Here is a 20,242-nt window from a genome sequence, read left to right as displayed (position 1 = left end):
CCATGCGCGACAGGAAGAGAAGCCCGCTGGCCTCCACGGGCCTGCACGCCACCTTGCTCGTCGCCGCCGCCGTCGCGGTCTTCCCGCCGCTGTGGCTGCTGGTGACGTCCTTCAAGCCGAAGGACGACGCCTTCACGACCGAGCCGGTCACCCACTTCACGCTCGCCAACTACACCCATGTACTGGCCGACACCTCGTTCCTGACCTGGTTCTGGAACTCCACGCTGATCGTCGGCGTGACCACCGTCCTCGGCGTCTTCCTCGCCGCCACCACGGGCTACGCCGTCAGCCGCTTCCGCTTCCCCGGGATGCGCCCGCTGATGTGGCTGCTGCTGATCACGCAGATGTTCCCGGTGGCCGTGCTGATCGTGCCGCTGTACAACCTGATGGCGAGCCTGGGGCTGCTCAACCAGCCGGCAGGGCTTGTCATCACGTACCTCACCATCGCCGTGCCGTTCTGCGCCTGGATGATGAAGGGGTTCTTCGACACCATCCCGGTGGAGATCGACGAGTCGGGCCGGGTCGACGGGCTCAACCCCTTCGGCACCTTCTGGCGGCTCGTACTGCCGCTGGCCCGGCCGGGCCTCGCCGTCACCGGCTTCTACACCTTCGTCACGGCCTGGGCCGAGGTCGCCTACGCGTCGGCCTTCATGACCGGCGAGGAGAACCTCACCCTCGCGGGCGGCCTGCAGACCTTCGTCAGCCAGTACAACAACGACTGGGGGTCGATGACCGCCGCCGCCGTGATCGTCGCGGTGCCCGCAGCCCTCGTCTTCGCCTTCGCCCAACGCCACCTCGTCTCCGGCCTGACCGCCGGCACGACCAAGGGATGACATGACACAGCAGCACGCCGTCACTCCTGCCACTCCTGGCACCCCTGCCACCGGCTGGTGGCGCGACGCGGTGATCTACCAGGTCTACCCGCGCAGCTTCGCCGACGGCAACGGCGACGGCATGGGCGACCTGGCAGGCATCCGCGGCCGCCTGCCGTACTTGAAGGAGCTGGGCGTCGACGCCGTCTGGCTCAGCCCCTTCTACGCCTCGCCGCAGGCCGACGCCGGCTACGACGTCGCCGACTACCGCGCCATCGACCCGATGTTCGGCACCCTCGACGACGCCGAGGCCGTGATCCGCGAAGCGCACCGCCTGGCCCTGCGCGTCATCGTCGACATCGTCCCCAACCACTGCTCCGACCAGCATGAATGGTTCCGCCGCGCGGTGGCCGAAGGCCCCGGCTCGACGCTCCGGGACCGCTTCCACTTCCGCAAGGGCCGCGGCGAGAACGGCGAGCAGCCGCCCAACGACTGGGAGTCCATCTTCGGCGGCCCCGCCTGGACCCGGCTCCCGGACGGCGAGTGGTACCTCCACCTCTTCGCCCCCGAGCAGCCGGACTTCGACTGGGACCACCCCGCCGTCCGCGACGAGTTCCGCTCCATCCTGCGCTTCTGGCTGGACCTGGGCGTCGACGGCTTCCGCGTCGACGTCGCGCACGGCCTGGTCAAGGCGGCCGGGCTGCCCGACATGGGCCACGGCGAACAGCTCAGGCTGCTCGGCAACCAGGTGCTGCCCTTCTTCGACCAGGACGGCGTGCACGAGATCTACCGCTCCTGGCGGCAGGTCCTGGAGGAGTACGCGGGGGAACGGATCGCGGTCGCCGAGGCGTGGACGCCCAGCGCCGACCGCACGGCCCTGTACCTGCGCCCCGACGAGCTGCACCAGGCGTTCAACTTCCACTACCTCAACACGGGGTGGGACGCGGCCGCCCTGCGCGAGGCCATCGACTCCTCGCTGGACGCCATGCGCCCGGTCGGCGCGCCGACCACCTGGGTGCTCTCCAACCACGACGTCGTACGCCACCGCACCCGGCTCGGCGGTGGCCTGCGGCGCGCCCGTGCCGCGGCCCTGCTGATGCTCGCGCTGCCCGGCTCCGCGTACGTCTACCAGGGCGAGGAGCTGGGGCTGCCGGAGGTCACCGAGCTGCCCGACGAGGTCCGCCAGGACCCCTCCTTCTTCAAGGAGAACGGGCAGGACGGGCTGCGGGACGGCTGCCGGGTGCCGCTCCCGTGGTCCGGTACGGAAGCGCCGTACGGCTTCGGGACCGGCGGCAGCTGGCTGCCGCAGCCGGCGGAGTGGGCGTCCCTGAGCGTCGCGGCGCAGACCGGGGACCCGGACTCCACGCTGGAGCTGTACCGCACCGCGCTCGCCGTGCGCCGGGAGCACCCCGCGCTCGGCGCGGGCGACGCGGTCGAGTGGCGGCCGGCGCCCGAGGGCGTGCTGCACTTCCGCCGCCCCGGCGGCTTCACCTGCGCGGTGAACACCACGGAAAAGGCCGTGCGGGTGGCCGTTCCCGGACGGCCGCTGCTGTCCAGCGGCGCGCTGCCGCAGGAGATCCCCGGCCGTACCGGCGCCTACGAGCTGGCCGCCGACACGGCCGTGTGGTGGACCGAGTGACGCTGCCCCCCAGGCTCGCCGACATCGCCGCGCAGGCCGATGTCAGCGAGGCGACCGTCAGCCGGGTGCTCAACGGGCGGACCGGGGTGGCGGGCGCCACCCGGCAGCGGGTGCTGGCCGCACTGGACGTGCTCGGGTACGAGCGTCCGGTGCGGCTGCGGCGGCGCAGCGCGGGCCTGGTCGGGCTGGTCATCCCGGAGCTGACCAACCCGATCTTCCCCGCGTTCGCGCAGATCATCGAGCAGGCGCTGGCCGGGCACGGCTACACGCCCGTGCTCTGCACGCAGATGCCGGGCGGCGCGACGGAGGACGAGCTGGTCGAGCAGTTAGAGGCGCGGGGCGTCACCGGGATCGTGTTCCTCTCGGGGCTGCACGCGGACACCGGCGCGGACCCGTCCCGCTACACCCGCCTCACCGCGCGCGGTGTGCCGTACGTCCTGATCAACGGCTACAACGCGGACGTCCACGCGTCGTTCGTCTCGCCCGACGACCACGCGGCGGCCCGGATGGCCGTCACCCACCTCGCCGCGCTGGGGCACACCCGTATCGGGCTGGCCGTCGGCCCGTCCCGGTACGTGCCGTCCCGGCGCAAGGCGGAGGGGTTCACCGCGGTCATGGAGGAGCTGTTCGGCCTGCCACGGGGGGAGGCCCAACAGCTCGTCCAGCACACGCTGTTCAGCGTCGAGGGCGGGCACGCGGCGGCCGCCGCGCTGCTGGACGCGGGCTGTACGGGCGTGGTGTGCGGCAGCGACCTGATGGCGCTGGGCGTCGTGCGGGCCGCCCGGCAGCGCGGCCTCGCCGTGCCGGGACAGCTGTCGGTGGTCGGCTTCGACGACTCGCAGCTGATCGCGTTCGCCGACCCGCCGCTGACGACCGTCCGGCAGCCCGTGCAGGCGATGGCGACCGCGGCGGTCGGCGCGCTGATCGAGGAGATCCAGGGAAACCCCGTACAGCGCACGGAGTTCGTCTTCCAGCCGGAGCTGGTGGTGCGGGGGTCGACGGGGCCGGTCCCGGGGGGACCGGTCCGGCCGGCCGGGCGCGTGGGACCCGCGTGACGCCGGGTCCCCGGCCGGCCGGACCGGGGTGCTGCACGCTGAAGTTAACACCGTTGCAATGTCTTGCGTAAGGTCTTGCAACAACGGATTACGGCGGATACAACAGCAACAGCCTTACGGGAATGGCGCGTTGCCGGGCAAGGCTTCGATCTCCCCCTCAGGAGGAACCATGCCCCACCGCAGAACCCTGGTTCGCTCTGCCGCGGCGGCCGCCCTGGCACTCGCCTCGGTGGCCGCCGGCGCGCCCGCCGAGGCCGCGCCGCCCGGCACCAAGGACGTCACCGCCGAACTCTTCGAGTGGCGCTACGACTCGGTCGCCCGGGAGTGCAAGGACGCTCTCGGCCCGGCCGGCTACGGCTACGTCGAGGTCTCCCCGGCCACCGAGCACATCCAGGGCGGCCAGTGGTGGACCTCGTACCAGCCCGTCAGCTACCGGATCGCCGGCCGGCTCGGCGACCGCACGGCCTTCAAGAACATGATCGACGCCTGCCACACGGCCGGTGTGAAGGTGGTCGCGGACGCCGTCGTCAACCACATGTCGGCCGGGTCCGGCACCGGCACCGGCGGCTCCTCGTACAGCAAGTACACCTACCCCGGCATTTACCAGCCGCAGGACATGGACGACTGCACCGCCCAGGTCGGCAACTACCAGGACCGCTGGAACGTGCAGCACTGCGAGCTGGTGGGCCTGGCCGACCTGGACACCGGCGAGCCGTACGTCCGCACCCGCCTCGCGCAGTACCTCAACGACCTGCTCTCGCTCGGCGTGGACGGCCTCCGCATCGACGCCGCCAAGCACATACCGGCCGAGGACCTGGCCGCGATCAAAGGGCAGTTGAGCAATCCCGGCGTGTACTGGAAGCAGGAGGCCATCTACGGCGAGGGCGAGGCCGTCTCGCCGAGCGAGTACCTCGGCAACGGGGACGTGCAGGAGTTCCGCTACGGCCGCGACCTCAAGCGGGTCTTCCAGAACGAGAAGCTCGCGTACCTGAAGAACTTCGGCGAGGGCTGGGGATACATGGCGAGCGCCAAGTCCGGCGTCTTCGTCGACAACTGGGACACCGAGCGCAACGGCTCCACGCTCAGCTACAAGAACGGCGCGGACTACACCCTCGCCAACGTCTTCATGCTGGCCTGGCCGTACGGCTCCCCGGACGTGCACTCCGGCTACGAGTTCACCGACAACGACGCGGGCCCGCCCAACGGCGGCACGGTGAACGCCTGCTGGCAGGACGGCTGGAAGTGCCAGCACAAGTGGCCCGAGATCAAGGCCATGGTGGCCTTGCGCAACACCGCACGCGGCGCCGCCGTCACCGACTGGTGGGACAACGGCAACGACGCCATCGCCTTCGGGCGCGGCGACAAAGCGTACGTCGCGCTCAACCACGAGGGGGCAGCGCTGAGCCGTACGTTCCAGACCTCGCTGCCCGCCGGGAACTACTGCGACGTGCAGAGCGGGCGGACCGTCACGGTCGACGGCGCGGGCCGCTTCACCGCCACGCTCGCTCCGAACACCGCCCTCGCCCTGCACGCCGGCGCCCGCACCTGTGGCTGATCCCCTGAAGGAGAGCACCTCCGTGACCGGCACCCTCCGCCGAACCGTCACCGCGCTCGCCGCGGCGCTCTGCGCCGCGGCGGCCGCCGCCCTGCCCGGCGCCGCCCCCGCGAGCGCGGCCCCGCCGCCCTACCCCGCCAAGGCCGAGGCCCAGTGGATCGACCGGGACACCGTCGTCTGGAAGGGCGCGCCCGACCCGGCCGGCGGCACCCTCCAGCTCGAATCCGGCCCCGACGGCGACCGGCGGCTGCGGCTCGCCCCCGGCGCCCTCACCCCCGACGAGCGCGCCAAGTACCCGCATCTGACGGGCTTTCCGGCCTTCACCGTCGACCCGCGCGACCGCGCCGAAGCCGCCACCGCGCTGCGCGACCGCCTCGTCGCCACCCGCCGGGCCGCCGACGGCACCCTGCGTGAGGCCACCGGCGTGCAGATCCCCGGCGTCCTGGACGACCTGTACGGCACGGCCGCGGCGGACGCCCGGCTCGGCCCGGTCTTCGACCGCGGCCGTCCCACCCTCTCCGTCTGGGCACCCACCGCGCGCACCGTCGCCCTCGAACTGGACGGCCGTACGGTCCCGATGACGCGCGACGACCGGACCGGCGTATGGAGCGTGCGCGGCGAGCGCGGCTGGACCGGCAAGCCGTACCGCTACGCCGTCACCGTCTTCGCGCCCGCCGCCGGGCAGACCGTCACCAACAAGGTCACCGACCCCTACGCCACCGGCCTCACCGCCGACTCCGAGCGCAGCCTCGTCACCGACCTCGCCGACCCGCGGCTGGCCCCCGAGGGCTGGGACCGGCTGAAGAAGCCGGCCGCGGTGCCGCTGCGCTCGTACGCCCGCGTCCAGGAACTGCACATCCGCGACTTCTCGATCGCGGACCGCACCTCGAAGCACCCCGGGCAGTACCTCGCCTTCACCGACCGCTCCTCCGACGGCATGAAGCACCTGCGCGCCCTCGCCCGCGCCGGCACCACCCACGTCCATCTGCTGCCCGCCTTCGACTTCGGATCCGTCCCCGAGCGCCGCGACCGGCAGGCCGCGCCGGACTGTGACCTCGCGTCCTACCCGCCGGACTCCGAGAAACAGCAGGAGTGCGTCGGAAAGACCTCCGCGAAGGACGCGTACAACTGGGGATACGACCCGCTGCACTACACCGTCCCCGAGGGCTCCTACGCCTCCGACCCCGACGGCACGGCACGCACCGTGGAATTCCGCCGCATGGTGCAGGGCCTGAACGGCGCCGGGCTGCGCACCGTCATGGACGTCGTCTACAACCACACCCTCGCGAGCGGCCAGGACCCCCGGTCCGTACTGGACCGCATCGTCCCCGGCTACTACCACCGGCTGCTGGACGACGGCACCGTCGCCACCTCCACCTGCTGCGCCAACACCGCGCCCGAGCACACCATGATGGGCAAGCTCGTCGTCGACTCGCTCGTCACCTGGGCGAAGCGGTACAAGGTCGACGGCTTCCGGTTCGACCTGATGGGGCATCACCCCAAGGCCAACATCCTCGCCGTGCGCAAGGCCCTGGACGGCCTCACCGTGCGCAAGGACGGCGTGGACGGCAAGGCGATCGTCCTCTACGGCGAGGGCTGGAACTTCGGCGAGGTCGCCGACGACGCCCGCTTCGTGCAGGCGACGCAGAAGAACATGGCCGGGACCGGCATCGCCACCTTCGACGACCGCACGCGCGACGCGGTGCGCGGCGGCGGCCCCTTCGACGGCGACCCGCGCGTCCAGGGCTTCGCCTCCGGCCTGTTCACCGACCCCAACCCCTCGCCCGCCAACGGCACCCGCGAGGAACAGCGCGCCCGGCTGCTGCACTACCAGGACCTCATCAAGGTCGGCCTGACCGGCGGCCTCGCCGACTACACCTTCACCGACAGCGCGGGCCGCCACGTCACGGGCTCCCAGGTCGACTACAACGGCGCGCCCGCCGGATACGCGGCGGCGCCCGGCGACGCGCTGGCCTACGCCGACGCGCATGACAACGAAACCCTCTACGACACGCTCGCCTACAAGCTCCCGCAGGGTACGAAGCCCGCCGACCGGGCCCGTATGCAGGTCCTCGCGCTGGCCACCGCCACCCTCTCGCAGGGCCCGGCGCTCTCCCAGGCCGGCACCGACCTGCTGCGCTCCAAGTCGCTGGACCGCAACTCCTTCGACAGCGGCGACTGGTTCAACGCGCTGCACTGGAACTGCGCCGACGGCAACGGCTTCGGGCGCGGCCTGCCGCCCGCCGCCGACAACAAGGACAAGTGGCCGTACGCGCGTCCGCTGCTCGCCGACCCCGCGCTGCGCCCCGGCTGCGACGAGATCACCGGCACCTCGGCCGCGTACCGGGACCTCACCCGCATCCGCGCCACCGAGCCGGACTTCGGCCTGGCCACCAGGGCGCAGGTGCAGCGGGCGCTGTCCTTCCCGCTGTCGGGTCGGGACGAGACGCCCGGCGTGATCACCATGCGCCTCGGCCGGCTGGTCGTGGTCCTCAACGCCACGCCGGACCGGCAGGCGCAGACCGTACGGGACGCGGCCGGGCAGCCGTACGCGCTCCATCCGGTCCAGGCCCGGGGCGCCGACCCGGTCGTACGGACCTCGTCCTACGAGAAGGGCGCCGGCACCTTCACCGTCCCGGGCCGTACGGTCGCGGTCTTCACCCGCGGCTGACCCGGCGGCCGCCCGGCCCTCAGGCCGGCTCGCCCGTCCGTTCCCCCGGCTCGCACACCGCGGGAACGGACGGCAGCAGGGCCTGGACGCCCGGCTGACACAGCATCAGCGCCAGGTCGTCCCGGAGCGGCGCCGTCGTGTGCGCCATGAGCAGGGCGTGCAGCGCTTCCACCGCGTCGTCCAGCGTGGGACGGGTCAGCGCCTCGTGGACCCGCTCGTCCATCGGAAAGGGGTCGCCGCCCGGGTCCAGCGCCTCGATGAGCCCGTCGGTGTAGAGCAGCAGCCGCTCGTTGGCGGCCAGCCGGACGCGCTGCGGGAACGGGGTCGGCTGCAGGCCGAGCGGCAGTCCCGGCTCGTCGGGGGCCAGCGGCTCCAGCCGTTCGCCGATCCGCAGCGGGGCCGGGTGGCCGCAGTTGACCAGCCGCACCTCGCCCGGCGCGAACTCGGCCAGCACGGCCGTGACGAACCCCTCGGCGTCCAGCTCGGGCGCGAGCCGGGCGTCCAGCGTCCTGGCCAGCTGGACGAGGTCGGGCATGGTGAAGGCGTGGTCGCGGAAGCAGCCGATCGTGAGCGTCGCGAGCCGCGCCGCCTCCAGGTCGTGGCCGCGCACGTCACCGATCAGCACCCGCAGGCCGAACGGGGAGTTCGCCACGTTGAGCAGGTCGCCGCCGATGGCGGCATCCGCCGCGGCGGGGCGGTAGCGGCCGGCGAGGCCGACGCCGCCCAGTTCGGCGGAGAGGGGCTGCAGGAGCGCCTGCTGGGCCGTGTACGCGACCGCGGCCAGCGCGGCGCCGCGCGCGTCGTGGGCGTGGGGCGCCGGAGGCGGCGTGCGCAATCGGCGCACCGTGAGCGCGCCGCAGGCCAGGCCGGTGAGGAAGCCGCAGCCGTACCCGAGCAGCGCGCCGATGAACTCCATTGCGGTCAACCCACGTCCCTCCCACGCCCGGCGGTGGGACGGCCACTCTGGCACCGCCGCGGAACCGCACGGAAGCGGATGCCAGAAGCTGGTGGCAGGCGATCGTGCAGCGACGGGAAGTGTCGGGTGGTGACGCGAAAACGGTCGTCAACGGAGCCCGGTGGTCACGCGTCGCCCGGTACCAGCGCGAACAGGCGGGCCGCCAGCTCCGCGAACGGGCCGTCGATCGGCTCGGCGGCGAGGATCGTGCGCAGCGTGTCCGCCGTCTCCTCGTCGTACGCGGCGCTCACCGCGGCCAGCGCGGCGAAGTCGTGCACCAGCTGCCGCTCCAGCTCGGCGCGCGGGATGCGCTTGCCGTCCAGCCACTGCAGCGCGGTGGACTCCGCGAGCGAGATCCAGGAGCGGATCACCAGCTCCATGCGCGGGGCCGGGGAGTCCAGGCCGAGATGGGCGACGATCTGCTCGTACGCGGACTGCCGCACGCCGTTGATCATCGCGCTGGTGCGGCTGGACCCGACCGCCGGGCCGCCGCGCATCAGCGCCGAGAAGCCGGGGCCGTGCTCGTCGACGAAGTCGAAGAAGCGGCCCATGACCCGCAGCAGGCGGGAGCCCAGCGGCCCTTCGCGCGGCTCGACGAAGCGCGCGGCGAGCTCGTCGGCGGCCCGGCCGAGCGCCGCTTCGTACAGGCTCTGTTTCCCGGGGAAGTAGTGGTAGACCAGCGGCCGCGAGATGCCCGCGGCCTCGGCTATCTCATCGATGGAGACGTCCTCCGGGGCACGGTGGCTGAACAGGCCCAGAGCCACGGAGATCAGTTGGTCACGGCGTTCCTCGACGCCCATCCTGCGGCGCACCCCGGTCGTCATGCGAACACCCTAACGACCGGGGTACGGCAGCGGTATGCCACCGCCACCGGGCCCGCACCGCTTCGGCCCCGGAGCCGGTGTCCGGGGGCACGGCCTCCTACAGATCCAGCACCAGCCGCTCCCCGTGGCAGCGCGAGACGCAGATCAGCATCTGGTCGTGGCGCTCGGCGTCGGTCAGCAGCTCGTCGCGGTGGTCGATGTCGCCCTCGACCACGTTCTGCAGGCAGGTGCCGCAGAAGCCCTGCTCACAGCTGTACGGGAGGTTCGGCAGCGCCTGCTCGCGGATGGCCCGCAGGATGCTCTGGTCCGCCGCGACCGCGACCGTGCTGCCCGTGCGCCGCAGCTCCACCTCGAAGGCGCCGCCCGCCGTGCCGGCCGCCGGCGCGAACGCCTCGGTGTGCAGTTCCAGCCCTTCCGGAAGCAGCTCGGCGACCGCGTCCATCAGGGGCTGCGGGCCGCAGCAGTACACGGCGGAGTGCGGCGGCGCGTCGGCGAGCGCGGCGGCCAGGTCCGGCTGCCCGTCCTCGTCCTCGGCGACGACCGTCACCCGGTCCCCGCCGGCCCCCGCCAGCTTCTCGATCTCGGCCAGGAACGGCATCGACGCGCGCGACCGCCCGCCGTACAGCAGCCGCCACGGCACGCCCTCGCGCTCGGCCTGGCGGACCATCGGCAGGATCGGCGTGATCCCGATGCCGCCCGCGACGAAGAGGTACGCGTGGCACTCCTCCAACCGGAAGCGGTTGCGCGGCCCGCGCACCTCCACGACCGTGCCCTCCTGGAGCTGCTCGTGCACCTCGCGCGAGCCGCCCCGGCCGTCCTCGATGAGCCGGGTGGCGATGGTGTACGTACCGCCGTCGGCGACGTCACCGCAGAGCGAGTACTGGCGCACCGCACCCGAGGGCAGCACGAGATCGATGTGCGCGCCCGGCTCCCAGCCCGGCAGGCCCTCGCCCTCCAGGCGCAGCCGGACGACGCCCTCGGCCTCCTCGGCGCGCTCGATGACCAGCAGTTCGCGGCGGCCGGGGCGCCCGGTGCCCGATATCGGCTCCTCCAGGGCGGGCATCGGCCACAGCGGGGACTTCTCGACCCGGCGGCGCAGGGCGCGGCCGACGAGGAGGGCCGCGCCGGTGGCGACCACGAGGGCGCGGAGACGGCGGGAGCGGAAGATGGCGGTCATGTCAGGCGGCTCCGGGAGAGGTGCGGGACTCTGCCGCGGTCGCGGCGGGGGAGGCGGCGAGGTAGGCGGCGGCCTGCGAGGTGCTGCCGTACTGCGAGGGGTGGTACGTGCGGTGCAGGTACTGCGGGATCGTGCGGGCCACGGCGCCGGTGGTGGGCAGCACGCCCTGCCGCCCGGCCCGGAAGAACTCCTTGAACGACGCCTTGCCGTCCAGCAGGGTCGGGTCGTTCGCCATGAAGAAGCGGACGCCGCGCTGCCACAGGAAGACCAGTGCGGCGAAGGCGGTGGCCCAGGTGCGGGCGCGGCGCCGGTAGCCGCCGTCGAGGTGCATGAAGAGGTCGAAGGCGACCGAGCGGTGCTCGACCTCCTCGGCGCCGTGCCAGCGCAGCAGGTCCAGCATGGTGGCGTCGGCGCCCTTGGCGTCCAGCTCCCCGGCGTTGAGCACCCAGTCCCCGAGGAACGCCGTGTAGTGCTCGATCGCGGCGATCAGCGCGACCCGCTCCAGCAGCCACCAGTGGCGCGCGCGGCCCGGCGGCAGGGTGCGGTCGCCGAGCAGCTTCTCGAAGAACCAGTCGACCTGCGCGGTGTACGGCGTGGGGTCCAGGCCCTGCCGCTTGAGGTGCGGCAGTACGTCGTCGTGCGCCTGGGAGTGCATCGCCTCCTGGCCGATGAACCCGATGACGTCGGCGCGCAGCCGCTCGTCCCGGATGTACGGCAGCACCTGCTTGTAGACGTGCACGAACCAGCGCTCGCCGGCCGGCAGCAGCAGGTGCAGCACGTTGATGGTGTGCGTGGTGGACGGATCGCCGGGGACCCAGTGCAGCGGGGTCTCGGCCCAGTCGAAAGCGACGTTGCGGGCCTTCAGCGGTATGTGTTCGGACGCGACCGGCGCGGGCCGCAACGAGGCCTTGTTAGACATGGCGTCAATGTACTGGGCGGTAAGGACGAGGGACAGACCCTTGCACGAGGTTTTCCCGCTCCATGCCGAAGGGGGTACGAGCGCATGCCCGTACCCCCGTTTCGCGGTCCTCCAGCGCTCAGTGCAGCGCCGTGAGCCGGCCGCCGTCCGGCAGCCGCGCCGTGAGCCGCGCCCGCTCGCCCGCCTCCGCGCGCACCGCCAGCAGCCGCCCCTTCGCGCGGCCGGTCACCCCGCCGCCCGCCGTCACCCGGCGCAGCTCCGCGCTGCCCGCCGCCACCAGCCACCAGTGCCCGGCCGCCGACTTCCACAGCACCCCGGCCAGCGCGTGCGGCGACCGCGGCCCGCAGGCCCGGCCGCCCTCCGCCCGCGCCGCTACCGCACCCGGTGGATACCGCCGCGCCCCCGACCCGCCGCCGTCGCCCGCCACCGGCGCCTGGAACTGCGCCATCGTCCGGCTCCCGGGCCCGCGCCAGGTCTCGGCCCGCGTGCACAGCCACGCCGCCGTCCCGCCGTGCTCGGGCAGCCGCTGGCGCGCGTACTCCCAGGCGTTCACGCTCCGCACGCCCAGCGACCGCACGGCCGCGAGCCGGCAGGCCGTGCGCGCCCAGGCCGTCAGCGCCGCGCCGCCCGCCGGCTCGCCCGCTCGGCCCGGAGCGCCGTACGTCAGCCGGGCCGGGGTCAGCTCGCCCAGGTCGGTGTAGAGGTGCCCGGCCATCCGCAGCGCGGGCCAGCGGGCGCAGGACGCGCCGGGCGCGGGCGCGGGCGCCGGGGCCGTCACGCCGTCCGCCGTGCGGCGCAGCGCGGTCGCCCGCGCCTTCGGGCCGACGGTCAGGTCCGCGAGCGCGACCGCGCGCACCCAAGGGGCCGTCAGGTAGCGGACGTTGCCGTCCGTGCGGCTGACCACCAGCGCCGCCGACCCCGCCGCGTCGGCGCCGTCCGTGCGCGCGAAGTCCAGTGCCGCGCCGCCGCCCGCGCCGTCCGCCGCCTCCGCGTACCGCACCACCCGCAGCCCGTCGTACAGCAGCACCACGGCCGCCCGGTCCACCACGCCCGCGAACAGCAGCTGCGCGGGACCGGCGGCGGGCCCGGACGGCGTGCCGGGTGTCGCGGAGACCTGCACCCGGGGGCCGGGGCGGGCCCAGGCCGCCAGCGCGCGGCGCAGCAGGGCCGCGTCGTGCCTCCGGCCGCCGCGCGCCGGCCAGGCCGAGAAGTCCGTACGGACCGCGGTCCGCCAGGCGTCACCGGGCGCGCGGGTCAACTCGCCCGGATCGAGGGCCGCTTCGGCCGCCGCGTTGCGCGCGTACGGCGGCGCCGCCGCGCCGTCCCGCCCCCAGCCGTCGCCCGGCAGCGCGAGCAGCGCCCCGCACACCGCCGCCGCGACGCCCGCCGCCAGCGCGGCCCGTACGTGCTGCCGCCGCCGGATCAGGTCCGTCGGCCGGGCCTGCAGTGAACAGGGGTCGAACTCGGCGGAGTCCAGCAGCGAGCCGTCCCGGCTGCCCGCGGGGGCCGCGGCGCCGTCCGCCTCGGCCAGCGCGTCCCGCGGCTCCGCCACGCCCGCCGCCGCCAGCGTCCGCCGCACCTCGCGGTCGCCCAGCCCCTCCAGACCGCGCAGCGCGTACGCCGCACGGGCCGGCGCCGACAGCGCCGACAGGGTCTGGTCCAGGGCCAGTTCGTCGGCGCCGCCGGAGCGCGGGAAGAGCCGCAGCCCCCAGACCTGGGGGAGCGGCGGCGGGAGGTGCGGCAGCGGCACCCGCAGGCGGCCGAGCCGCAGCGCCGGACGGCCCGCGGCGAGCGCCGCGCGCAGCACCCGCTGCCGTACGAAGGCGTACGCGGGGTCCGGCGCGGGCCGCCCGTCGGCGCCGGGGCGCTGGGCGGGCAGCGCGCTCTCCGAGGCGGCGGTGCGGTGCCGGGGCAGCGCGCGCTGGGTGACCGCGTGCGCGGTCAGCACCCGGCGGCTGCGGCCGAGCCGGGGCGGCAGCACCAGATAGGCCAGCCGCACCAGCCGCGGATAGTGCTCCACGAGCGCGGCTTCGGCCTGCTCGACGTCGATGACGCCCAGCGGGGAGGTGCGGTCCGGTGGCGGTGATATTGCCTGCTGCTGTTCCACGTTCCGTAGAACGAGTGAATCTTGGGATGGTCACTTTGACCATCGGGCGGACCGGCCGGGGTGCGGCCGGTCCTCAGGAGCTTCCGCGCCGGCCGCTCAGCGCTGCCGGTCGAGGTCGAACTCGCCGTCCCGGGCGCCCAGTACGAACGCCCGCCACTCGCCCTCGGTGTACCGCAGCACGACGTCGGGGTCGGTGGAATTGCGCATCGCCACCGCGCCGCGCTCCAGGAACGCGATCTCCACGGCCTCCTCGGCGTCGCCGGGGGCGCGCTGCCAGACGGCGTCGGAGATGTCGAGGGCGTAGAGCCACTCCTTCTCAGCTGCGGCGCTCATGCGGTGCTCTCCTCGCGATAGGCCCGGTCGGTACGGAGGTCAGCGTACGCCGCGCGCACCTGTGACGGGGAGCGAACGAACGACCCCGGACAGTGCCTCACCGTCCGGGGTCGCCGCCGTGCCGCCGCGGGTATGTCAGTCCGTGCGCCAGTCGCCGAACTCCACCCGGCCGCGGGCGCCCGAGCCGCCGTTGGCCGCCGACATGTGCAGCCCCGCGTCCTGCGCGGCGGCCGCGCCGGGCACGGTGGCGGTGGCGACCGCGCGCCAGGTGTAACCGTCGTCCGTGGAGTACTCGCCCTTGAAGGCGCCGCCCGCCTCCCGCGAAAGCCGCAGCGTCACCGGCGCCTTGACGCCCGTGACCCGCTCGTACCGGTCCAGCGTGCCGTCCCCGGTGGTGTCGTAGGACAGCGCGACGCCGTTCTCCGGGGTGACGGAGAGGTTCACGAACCCCGCCGAGTCCGCCTCCGCCAGGCTGTTGCGGACGGCGATCCCGGCGCGTGCCCACGGGCCGGTGACCGACTGCTCGGCGACCTTCACCGTCACCGAACCGCCCGCTCGGAGCGCGCCCGGGCGGTAGACGGCGCCGAACTCGGCGGTGGCCTTCCACAGGTCGGCGCCCGCCCCGTCGATGGCGAACCGCCCGTCGAGCTGACCGAAAACCGCCTCGTTCGTGGTGACCGTGCGCAGCCCGTCGTCCAGCGGCCCGGCCACGAAGAGCGTCCCCGTGCGCACCGAGGAGACCGCCGTCTCGCCCTTCGGCCCGTAACTCACCGTCAGTTCGTACGGCATCGGCTTCAGCGGCGACGTCAGGGGCTCGGCGGGTGCCGCGACCCGCCAGTCGACGTCTCCCTTGCCGCCGGCCGGTATTGACGGCAGCGAGACGGGGCCGCGGTCCTCGGCGTCCACGCCGCTGAGCGCGAAGTCCACCCGGCCGGTGTCCCGCAGCCCGCTGACGTTGTGCAGGGTGGCGGTGACGGTGGTCGCGCCGCCCGGCGCCATGGCGGCCGGCTCGGCCGTGACGACGACCCGCCCCTGGTAGGGCGCCTTGGCGAGCACGTCGTGCACCTTCCGGGCGGTGCGGTAGGCGTCGGTGGTGGGCCGCAGCGGGTAGTTCTTGCGCTCCCGCGTCCAGGGCTCCTCCAGCGCGTACCAGTCGAACGCCTTCGGCTTGCGGTTGCCAGCGAGCGCGTCCTCCAGCTCGTCCAAGTACCGCTGCCACTGCGGGAGATGGAAGTCGCCGATCAGGCCGTGCCAGTCGCGGTTGGCGTAGTTGGCGAGCTTTCCGCCGTCCGCGGTGGGCCGGTCCGCCCAGGTGGTGATCAGCACCCGCGCGGTGCGCTCCAGCTGCGCCGCCTCCTTCTCGCCGGTCGCCATCCGCTTGGCGGCGTCCAGCCACGGCCCGAGGAGGAAGTGCCGGTGCGCGCCGGTCATGTCCTCGCTGAGCCGCATGAGCTGGAGCCAGAGCTTGGCGAGGGCGCGGAAGGCGGCCAGGTCCTTGCGCTCGTACGCCTCCTGGAGCTGCGGGATCAGCTGCCAGGAACGGTTCGCCAGCGCCTGCCGGGCCAGGTCGGTCAGGTCCAGCCGGTACGCGTCGCTGTTCCGCAGCGCGGGCCGGACCGCCAGCAGCGCCGCGAACGCGGCGTCGAGCCGGGCGGGAGAGAACGCGGGGGTGTGCGTGGCGTAGTACGTGCCGGAGCGGGCGGTCAGTGACGGGCGCGCGGCGAAGATCGAGTCGTGCGGCCGCCCGTCCTTGCTGCTGATCTCGTACGTGCTCTCCCGGAGCGCCGCGAAGGCCGCGCGGGCCTTGGCGTCCCGGCCGCCGTACCGCGCGTCCGCGTACCCGTCGAACCACGCCGCGCGGTCCACCGCCTCGTCCCGCCACGCCAGCTCGCTGAAGAGCTCGAACGCCGCGGGGTCCCGCTCGGCGGCCTCGGCCATGTACGCCGTGCCGACCAGCTTGCTGCCCTTCTTGTCGCGCCACTTCGTGAACCGTTCGGCCCACATGTGGGTCTTGGCCCCTATGGTCGTCCGGCCGCCGAAGTTCGGGATCGTGCCGAACGCGTACGGCACGTCGCCCCAGTCCTTCTCCCGGTCCTCGACCGTCTCCAGGTCCGAGAGGCCGTCCACGATCAGCAGGTGGTCGTGGTCGACGGCGTCCAGCAGATCCCGCCGCGGATTCTCCTGCCAGCCGAGAATCACCCACGTGGCGTCCTTGTGGGCGGCCAGCATCGCCCGCTCCACGGCCTTCGCGGCGGCCGGCACCGGGACGTCCCCCGGATTGCCGCCCTCGTGCAGCAGGTCCATCTTGAAGTGCCTGACGGTCCCGAAGAGCGCCTTCTGGTGCCGGTAGAACGACGCCGCGACCTTCTCGAAGACCGCCGTCCGCGGGTCCAGCCAGTCGGGGCGCTTCAGGCCCGCCCAGTTGCCCTGGGGCACCACCCGGGCGCCGGCATTGCGCTGTACGAAGCCGTCCGGGACGGTGCCGAAGTAGCCCGGCAGCACCGGGTGCATCCCCAGCGACCGCAGCCGGTCGGCGATCCGCTTGCCCAGCGCCGTGCGTTTGGCGAGCAGCTCCTTGCTGACCGGGCCGCCGTAGCCGCTCATGTTCTGCAGCAGCCACCACGGCTGGTGGGTCGGCGCCGGCAGCCAGGCCCGCGCCTCGGCGTCGGAGTACCCGAAGTCCTGCAGCACACGGTGGTACACGGCCTCCGAGCCCGCCGTGACCAGGACCTCGTTCACGCCGTGCAGCGCCAGGACGTCGATCGTGCGCTCCCAGTGCGCCCAGTCGGCGTACGGCGCGGTGTACCCGTCGTGCGTGTCGTTGAGCGCGAAGCGGTGGGCCAGCGCGGTGCTGCGCTCCAGCGGCCGCTTCGGTGCGGGGAGCTTCGCGGGGAGGTCCAGCTGCTGACCGGCCCAGGAGATGTGTGCCCGGCAGGTGTACTTCAGGTACCAGTTCACGCCGGTCAGCAGCGCGGCCGGGCTGGTGCCGGCGACCTCGATGCGGCCGGGTGCGCCGGCCACGCGGAACCGGTCCGCGGTCTTCGCGGGGCGCTTCTGCGGGGTGAGCCGGAACTGGTCGGCGTGGTGGGGGAGGAGGCGCCTGAGCGCGGCGCGCGCCGGTGCGGTGTCGAAGGGAGCAGCGGAGGGTTTGCGGCCCGTCGGGCCCGCGGGGCGCGCCGGCCCCGGCACGGCGGAGGCGGCCATGGCGGGGGTATGCCCGCCGACCGCGACGGTGACACCCAGGGCACCCGCGGTGCCCAACACGTTGCGTCTAGTGACCTGGCTCACGCCTGCTCCCACTGCTCGGCAGTATCAACGGTTACGTGCGAGGGGTCACGCTAACGGGCCGTCAGCTCATCTCCAAGGATGTTGATACGACCAGAACGCGCCGAATGTCGCGGCTGTTGGGCCGGTGGAGTGACGGGGTTCCGGCGCGTTTTCGACTATCGCCGAGGCTGCTGTGCCGAGCGTGACCCGGGCCCTTCGGAGGCCAGTGTTCGGCGGTTTCTTACCCGCGCTCCTCCTGGGCTTCACGCGAGGGGGCGGCGGGCGGGGGAACAGTCGGCTGGGCGGCGGGGGTCTCCCCGGGCTCCTCGCCGCCGCTGTGCCACGACCGCCGTGCGCACCGGCCGGCGCCGTCCCCGCGACGGCCGGTGCGGTTCCCCGCTCACCCGGACGGAGCTGTCATGTCCACGTCTTCACCTGCGACGACCGCCTTCCCGCACGCCCAGCCCGACCCGCAGGCGCCCGCCCCGCACGTGCCCGCCCCGGGCGCCCCCGCCGCGTACACCACCTCCATCGCCGACTCCACCGAGCAGATCCGCGCCGCGCAGCGGCTGCGCCACCAGGTCTTCGGCGAGGAGATGGGCGCCACGCTGCACTCTCCACTGCCCGGCCACGACATCGACGACTACGACGACCTCGTGGACCACCTGATCGTCACCGAGACCGCCACCGGCGAGGTCGTCGGCACCTACCGGCTGCTGCCGCCCGGCCGCAGCGAACGGCTCTATTCGGACGGCGAATTCGATCTGTCCGGACTGCGCGCGCTGCGCCCCTCGCTCATCGAGGCCGGCCGCTCCTGCGTCCACCCCGACCACCGCAGCGGTGCGGTCATCAACCAGATGTGGGCCGCGCTCGCCCGCTACACCCTGCTCTCCGGCCACCGGTACCTCGCCGGCTGCGCCTCCGTACCGCTCGCCGACGGCGGGCAGTGCGCGCGGGCGGCGTGGGAACTGGGCCGCACCCGGCACGCGGCGCCCGAAGAGCTGCGCGTCCGGCCGCTCCGGCCCTGGCTGCCGGACGCGGACACCGCCGCGGCCGCCGACGCCGCGGGCCGGGCTCAGCTGCCGCCCCTGCTCCGCGGCTACCTCCGGGTCGGCGCCTGGATCTGCGGGGCGCCCGCGCACGACCCGGAGTTCGACGTGGCCGACTTCTTCGTCGTCCTGGACATGGACCGGCTCGGCGAGCGGTACCGGCGGTTCTTCCTGGGTGACCAGCGGTGAGCGCCGCGGCCCCCGGCACCACGGTCCCCGGTGCCGCGCGGACGGGCCTCTGGGACACCGTCTCCACCTGCACGTCCGGCTGCATCGACCACGCCGCGCCCCGGGTGCCGCTCGCCGGGACGGCGCGCCGCGCCGCCGCGTTCGCGCACGTCGTCCTGCGGGCCGCCGCCGACCGCGACCGGCTCGCCGAACCGGGCCGGCTGCGGCGGCACGCCCGCGCCGCACTGGGCGCGCTGGGCGTGGCGCTCGCGCACGACGGCCCGCTGCTGCGGGTGGCGGGCGACGAGCCCGGCGGCCCCGGCACGCTCGTCGTGGTCAACCACATCTCCTGGCTGGACATCCTGGCGCTGCTCGCCGTCGAACCGGTCACCATGCTCGCCAAGCGGGAGGTCGCCGGATGGCCGGTGATGGGCCCGCTGGCCCGGCGCGCCGGCACCCGCTTCATCGACCGCAGCAGCCCGCGCGGCCTCCCGCAGGCCGTGGCCGACCTCGCGGCGGAGCTGCGCGACGGCCGCTCGGTGGTGGTCTTCCCGCAGGCCACGACGTGGTGCTCGGCGACCGAGGGCGGCTTCCGGCGGGCGACGTTCCAGGCGGCCATCGACGCGGGAGCGCCGGTCCGCCCGGTCACCGTCCGCTACCTCCAGCACGGCGCGCCCTCCACGGTGCCCGCCTTCGTCGGCGAGGAGGACCTGGCGTCCTCGCTCCGCCGGGTCCTCGCGGCGGGCGCCCTCACGGCCCGGGTCACGGTGCACGCACCGCTGACACCGGGCACCCGCGACCGCCGCGACCTGGCGGCGGCGACCCAGGAGGTGATCCTCGGCCGCCGCCGCCCGGATCAGGAGACCGGTACGTACTTGTAGCCGACGCGGCGGACCGTCACGATCGACGAGCGGTGCGCGGCGCCCAGCTTGCGGCGCAGGCGGGCGATGTGGACGTCGACCGTGCGGCCGTCGCCGACGTGCCCGTAACCCCACACCGTCGTCACGAGCTGGTCGCGGGTGTGCACCCGCTGCGGGTGCGCCACCAGATGCGCCAGCAGCTCGAACTCCAGGAAGGTCAGGTCCAGTTGGCGGCCCTGGACGTGCACGGTGCGGCGTTCCGGGTCGACCCGGACGCCGCCCTCGCCGAAGACGGCGGCGGGCGCCTCGGGCCGGGCCTCGGGCTGCGGCTCGGGCCGGTGCTCGGTACGGGGCGCCGAGGCGGCCGGTACGAGCACGAGGTAGCCGACCATCGGGGGCCGGCCCGGCAGGTCGGGCAGGGTGTGCTGGGGGGCCGGCAGCCAGGTGGCTTCGGCGCCCAGGAGATCGGCGACCGGCGGTACTTCGCCGGGGGCCACGGCACGCAGCCGGGGCGGAGCGGGAACGGTGGCCGTCGGGGCGGCGGCAGGAAGGGGTCGGACGTTCGTCGCGTTCGTCATCGAGGTCAGCTCTTTCGCGCAGTGGGGCGTCGGGGGACGTCGTGCGCGCGGGCAGGGCTGTGTCTGAGTGTGTGCGGGCCCGCGCTCAGTGCGCGCGGCAACACAGACGGTCGAAGAGGTGATCCTGCCGGGACGGCCAGAACGGCTCGAGGTCGGTGCGACCCGTCGCGGTGTCGGTGAGGCTGGCCATGCCCCTATTGAACCAGACGGGGCGTGATCTGTCCTTCGTGCGCTCTTCATGCGCACCTTCACGCGCGAGGGGCGCGCCGCTCC

Annotated in this window: 14 protein-coding genes and 1 pseudogene; 7 read left to right on the top strand and 8 right to left on the bottom strand. The window is 74.0% G+C overall.

The features are described from left to right. Positions 1 to 2: 2 nt before the first annotated feature. The 5 genes and pseudogenes from ACZ4MH_RS32150 (at position 3) to pulA (ending at position 7,732) form a co-directional block, all read left to right on the top strand. Positions 3 to 833 (top strand): sugar ABC transporter permease, encoded by an 831-nt coding sequence (locus ACZ4MH_RS32150; protein ID WP_351592044.1) that lies wholly within the window; start codon positions 3 to 5, stop codon positions 831 to 833. 1 nt (position 834) lies between these two features. Then, positions 835 to 2,451 (top strand): glycoside hydrolase family 13 protein, encoded by a 1,617-nt coding sequence (locus ACZ4MH_RS32145; RefSeq protein WP_351592041.1) that lies wholly within the window; start codon positions 835 to 837, stop codon positions 2,449 to 2,451. Next, positions 2,436 to 3,506: a LacI family DNA-binding transcriptional regulator gene (locus ACZ4MH_RS32140; protein WP_467754823.1), complete on the top strand. Its 1,071-nt coding sequence runs from the start codon at positions 2,436 to 2,438 to the stop codon at positions 3,504 to 3,506. The genes ACZ4MH_RS32145 and ACZ4MH_RS32140 overlap by 16 nt, the downstream gene beginning before the upstream one ends. A 169-nt stretch (positions 3,507 to 3,675) precedes the next feature. Then, positions 3,676 to 5,055: pseudogene (locus ACZ4MH_RS32135) on the top strand (alpha-amylase); the annotation flags it as partial. Between the two features lie 28 nt (positions 5,056 to 5,083). After that, positions 5,084 to 7,732, top strand: coding sequence for a pullulanase-type alpha-1,6-glucosidase (gene pulA, locus ACZ4MH_RS32130; protein ID WP_351592032.1), 2,649 nt, complete (start codon positions 5,084 to 5,086; stop codon positions 7,730 to 7,732). 19 nt (positions 7,733 to 7,751) lie between these two features. On the opposite strand, the gene ACZ4MH_RS32125 is transcribed toward pulA, so the two are convergent. The 7 genes from ACZ4MH_RS32125 to ACZ4MH_RS32095 form a co-directional block, all read right to left on the bottom strand. Continuing rightward, positions 7,752 to 8,648, bottom strand: coding sequence for a PP2C family protein-serine/threonine phosphatase (locus ACZ4MH_RS32125; protein WP_351592129.1), 897 nt, complete (start codon positions 8,646 to 8,648; stop codon positions 7,752 to 7,754). A gap of 164 nt (positions 8,649 to 8,812) precedes the next feature. After that, on the bottom strand, positions 8,813 to 9,511 hold the full coding sequence (locus ACZ4MH_RS32120) for a TetR/AcrR family transcriptional regulator (protein ID WP_351592029.1): 699 nt from the start codon (positions 9,509 to 9,511) through the stop codon (positions 8,813 to 8,815). Between the two features lie 97 nt (positions 9,512 to 9,608). Then, positions 9,609 to 10,688 (bottom strand): PDR/VanB family oxidoreductase, encoded by a 1,080-nt coding sequence (locus tag ACZ4MH_RS32115; protein ID WP_351592026.1) that lies wholly within the window; start codon positions 10,686 to 10,688, stop codon positions 9,609 to 9,611. A 1-nt stretch (position 10,689) separates the two neighbouring features. Then, positions 10,690 to 11,607 (bottom strand): metal-dependent hydrolase, encoded by a 918-nt coding sequence (locus tag ACZ4MH_RS32110; RefSeq protein WP_351592023.1) that lies wholly within the window; start codon positions 11,605 to 11,607, stop codon positions 10,690 to 10,692. Between the two features lie 118 nt (positions 11,608 to 11,725). Further along, entirely contained in the window at positions 11,726 to 13,714 is a 1,989-nt protein-coding gene (locus ACZ4MH_RS32105; protein ID WP_467754822.1) for a hypothetical protein, read from the bottom strand. 96 nt (positions 13,715 to 13,810) lie between these two features. Continuing rightward, positions 13,811 to 14,047: a DUF397 domain-containing protein gene (locus ACZ4MH_RS32100; RefSeq protein WP_030256868.1), complete on the bottom strand. Its 237-nt coding sequence runs from the start codon at positions 14,045 to 14,047 to the stop codon at positions 13,811 to 13,813. A gap of 135 nt (positions 14,048 to 14,182) precedes the next feature. Beyond that, positions 14,183 to 17,335, bottom strand: coding sequence for an alpha-N-acetylglucosaminidase (locus ACZ4MH_RS32095; RefSeq protein WP_351601863.1), 3,153 nt, complete (start codon positions 17,333 to 17,335; stop codon positions 14,183 to 14,185). Positions 17,336 to 17,733: 398 nt separating this feature from the next. Here ACZ4MH_RS32095 and ACZ4MH_RS32090 point away from each other — a divergent pair, with 398 nt between their 5' ends. Beyond that, a complete protein-coding gene (locus ACZ4MH_RS32090) occupies positions 17,734 to 18,552 on the top strand; it encodes a GNAT family N-acetyltransferase (RefSeq protein ID WP_351601860.1) in 819 nt (272 codons plus the stop codon). Beyond that, positions 18,549 to 19,412 (top strand): lysophospholipid acyltransferase family protein, encoded by an 864-nt coding sequence (locus ACZ4MH_RS32085; RefSeq protein ID WP_467754821.1) that lies wholly within the window; start codon positions 18,549 to 18,551, stop codon positions 19,410 to 19,412. Before ACZ4MH_RS32090 ends, ACZ4MH_RS32085 begins: the two co-directional genes overlap by 4 nt. On the opposite strand, the gene ACZ4MH_RS32080 is transcribed toward ACZ4MH_RS32085, so the two are convergent. Continuing rightward, positions 19,388 to 19,969 carry a winged helix-turn-helix domain-containing protein gene (locus ACZ4MH_RS32080; protein WP_351599196.1) on the bottom strand — a complete coding sequence of 194 codons (582 nt, stop codon included), beginning with the start codon at positions 19,967 to 19,969 and terminating at the stop codon, positions 19,388 to 19,390. The genes ACZ4MH_RS32085 and ACZ4MH_RS32080 overlap by 25 nt on opposite strands. Positions 19,970 to 20,242 lie beyond the last annotated feature (273 nt).

This window comes from Streptomyces sp. NPDC026301, from assembly GCF_055567935.1.
The sequence above is the reverse complement of the archived record's forward strand: the minus strand, read 5'-3'. Positions and strand labels throughout refer to the sequence as shown.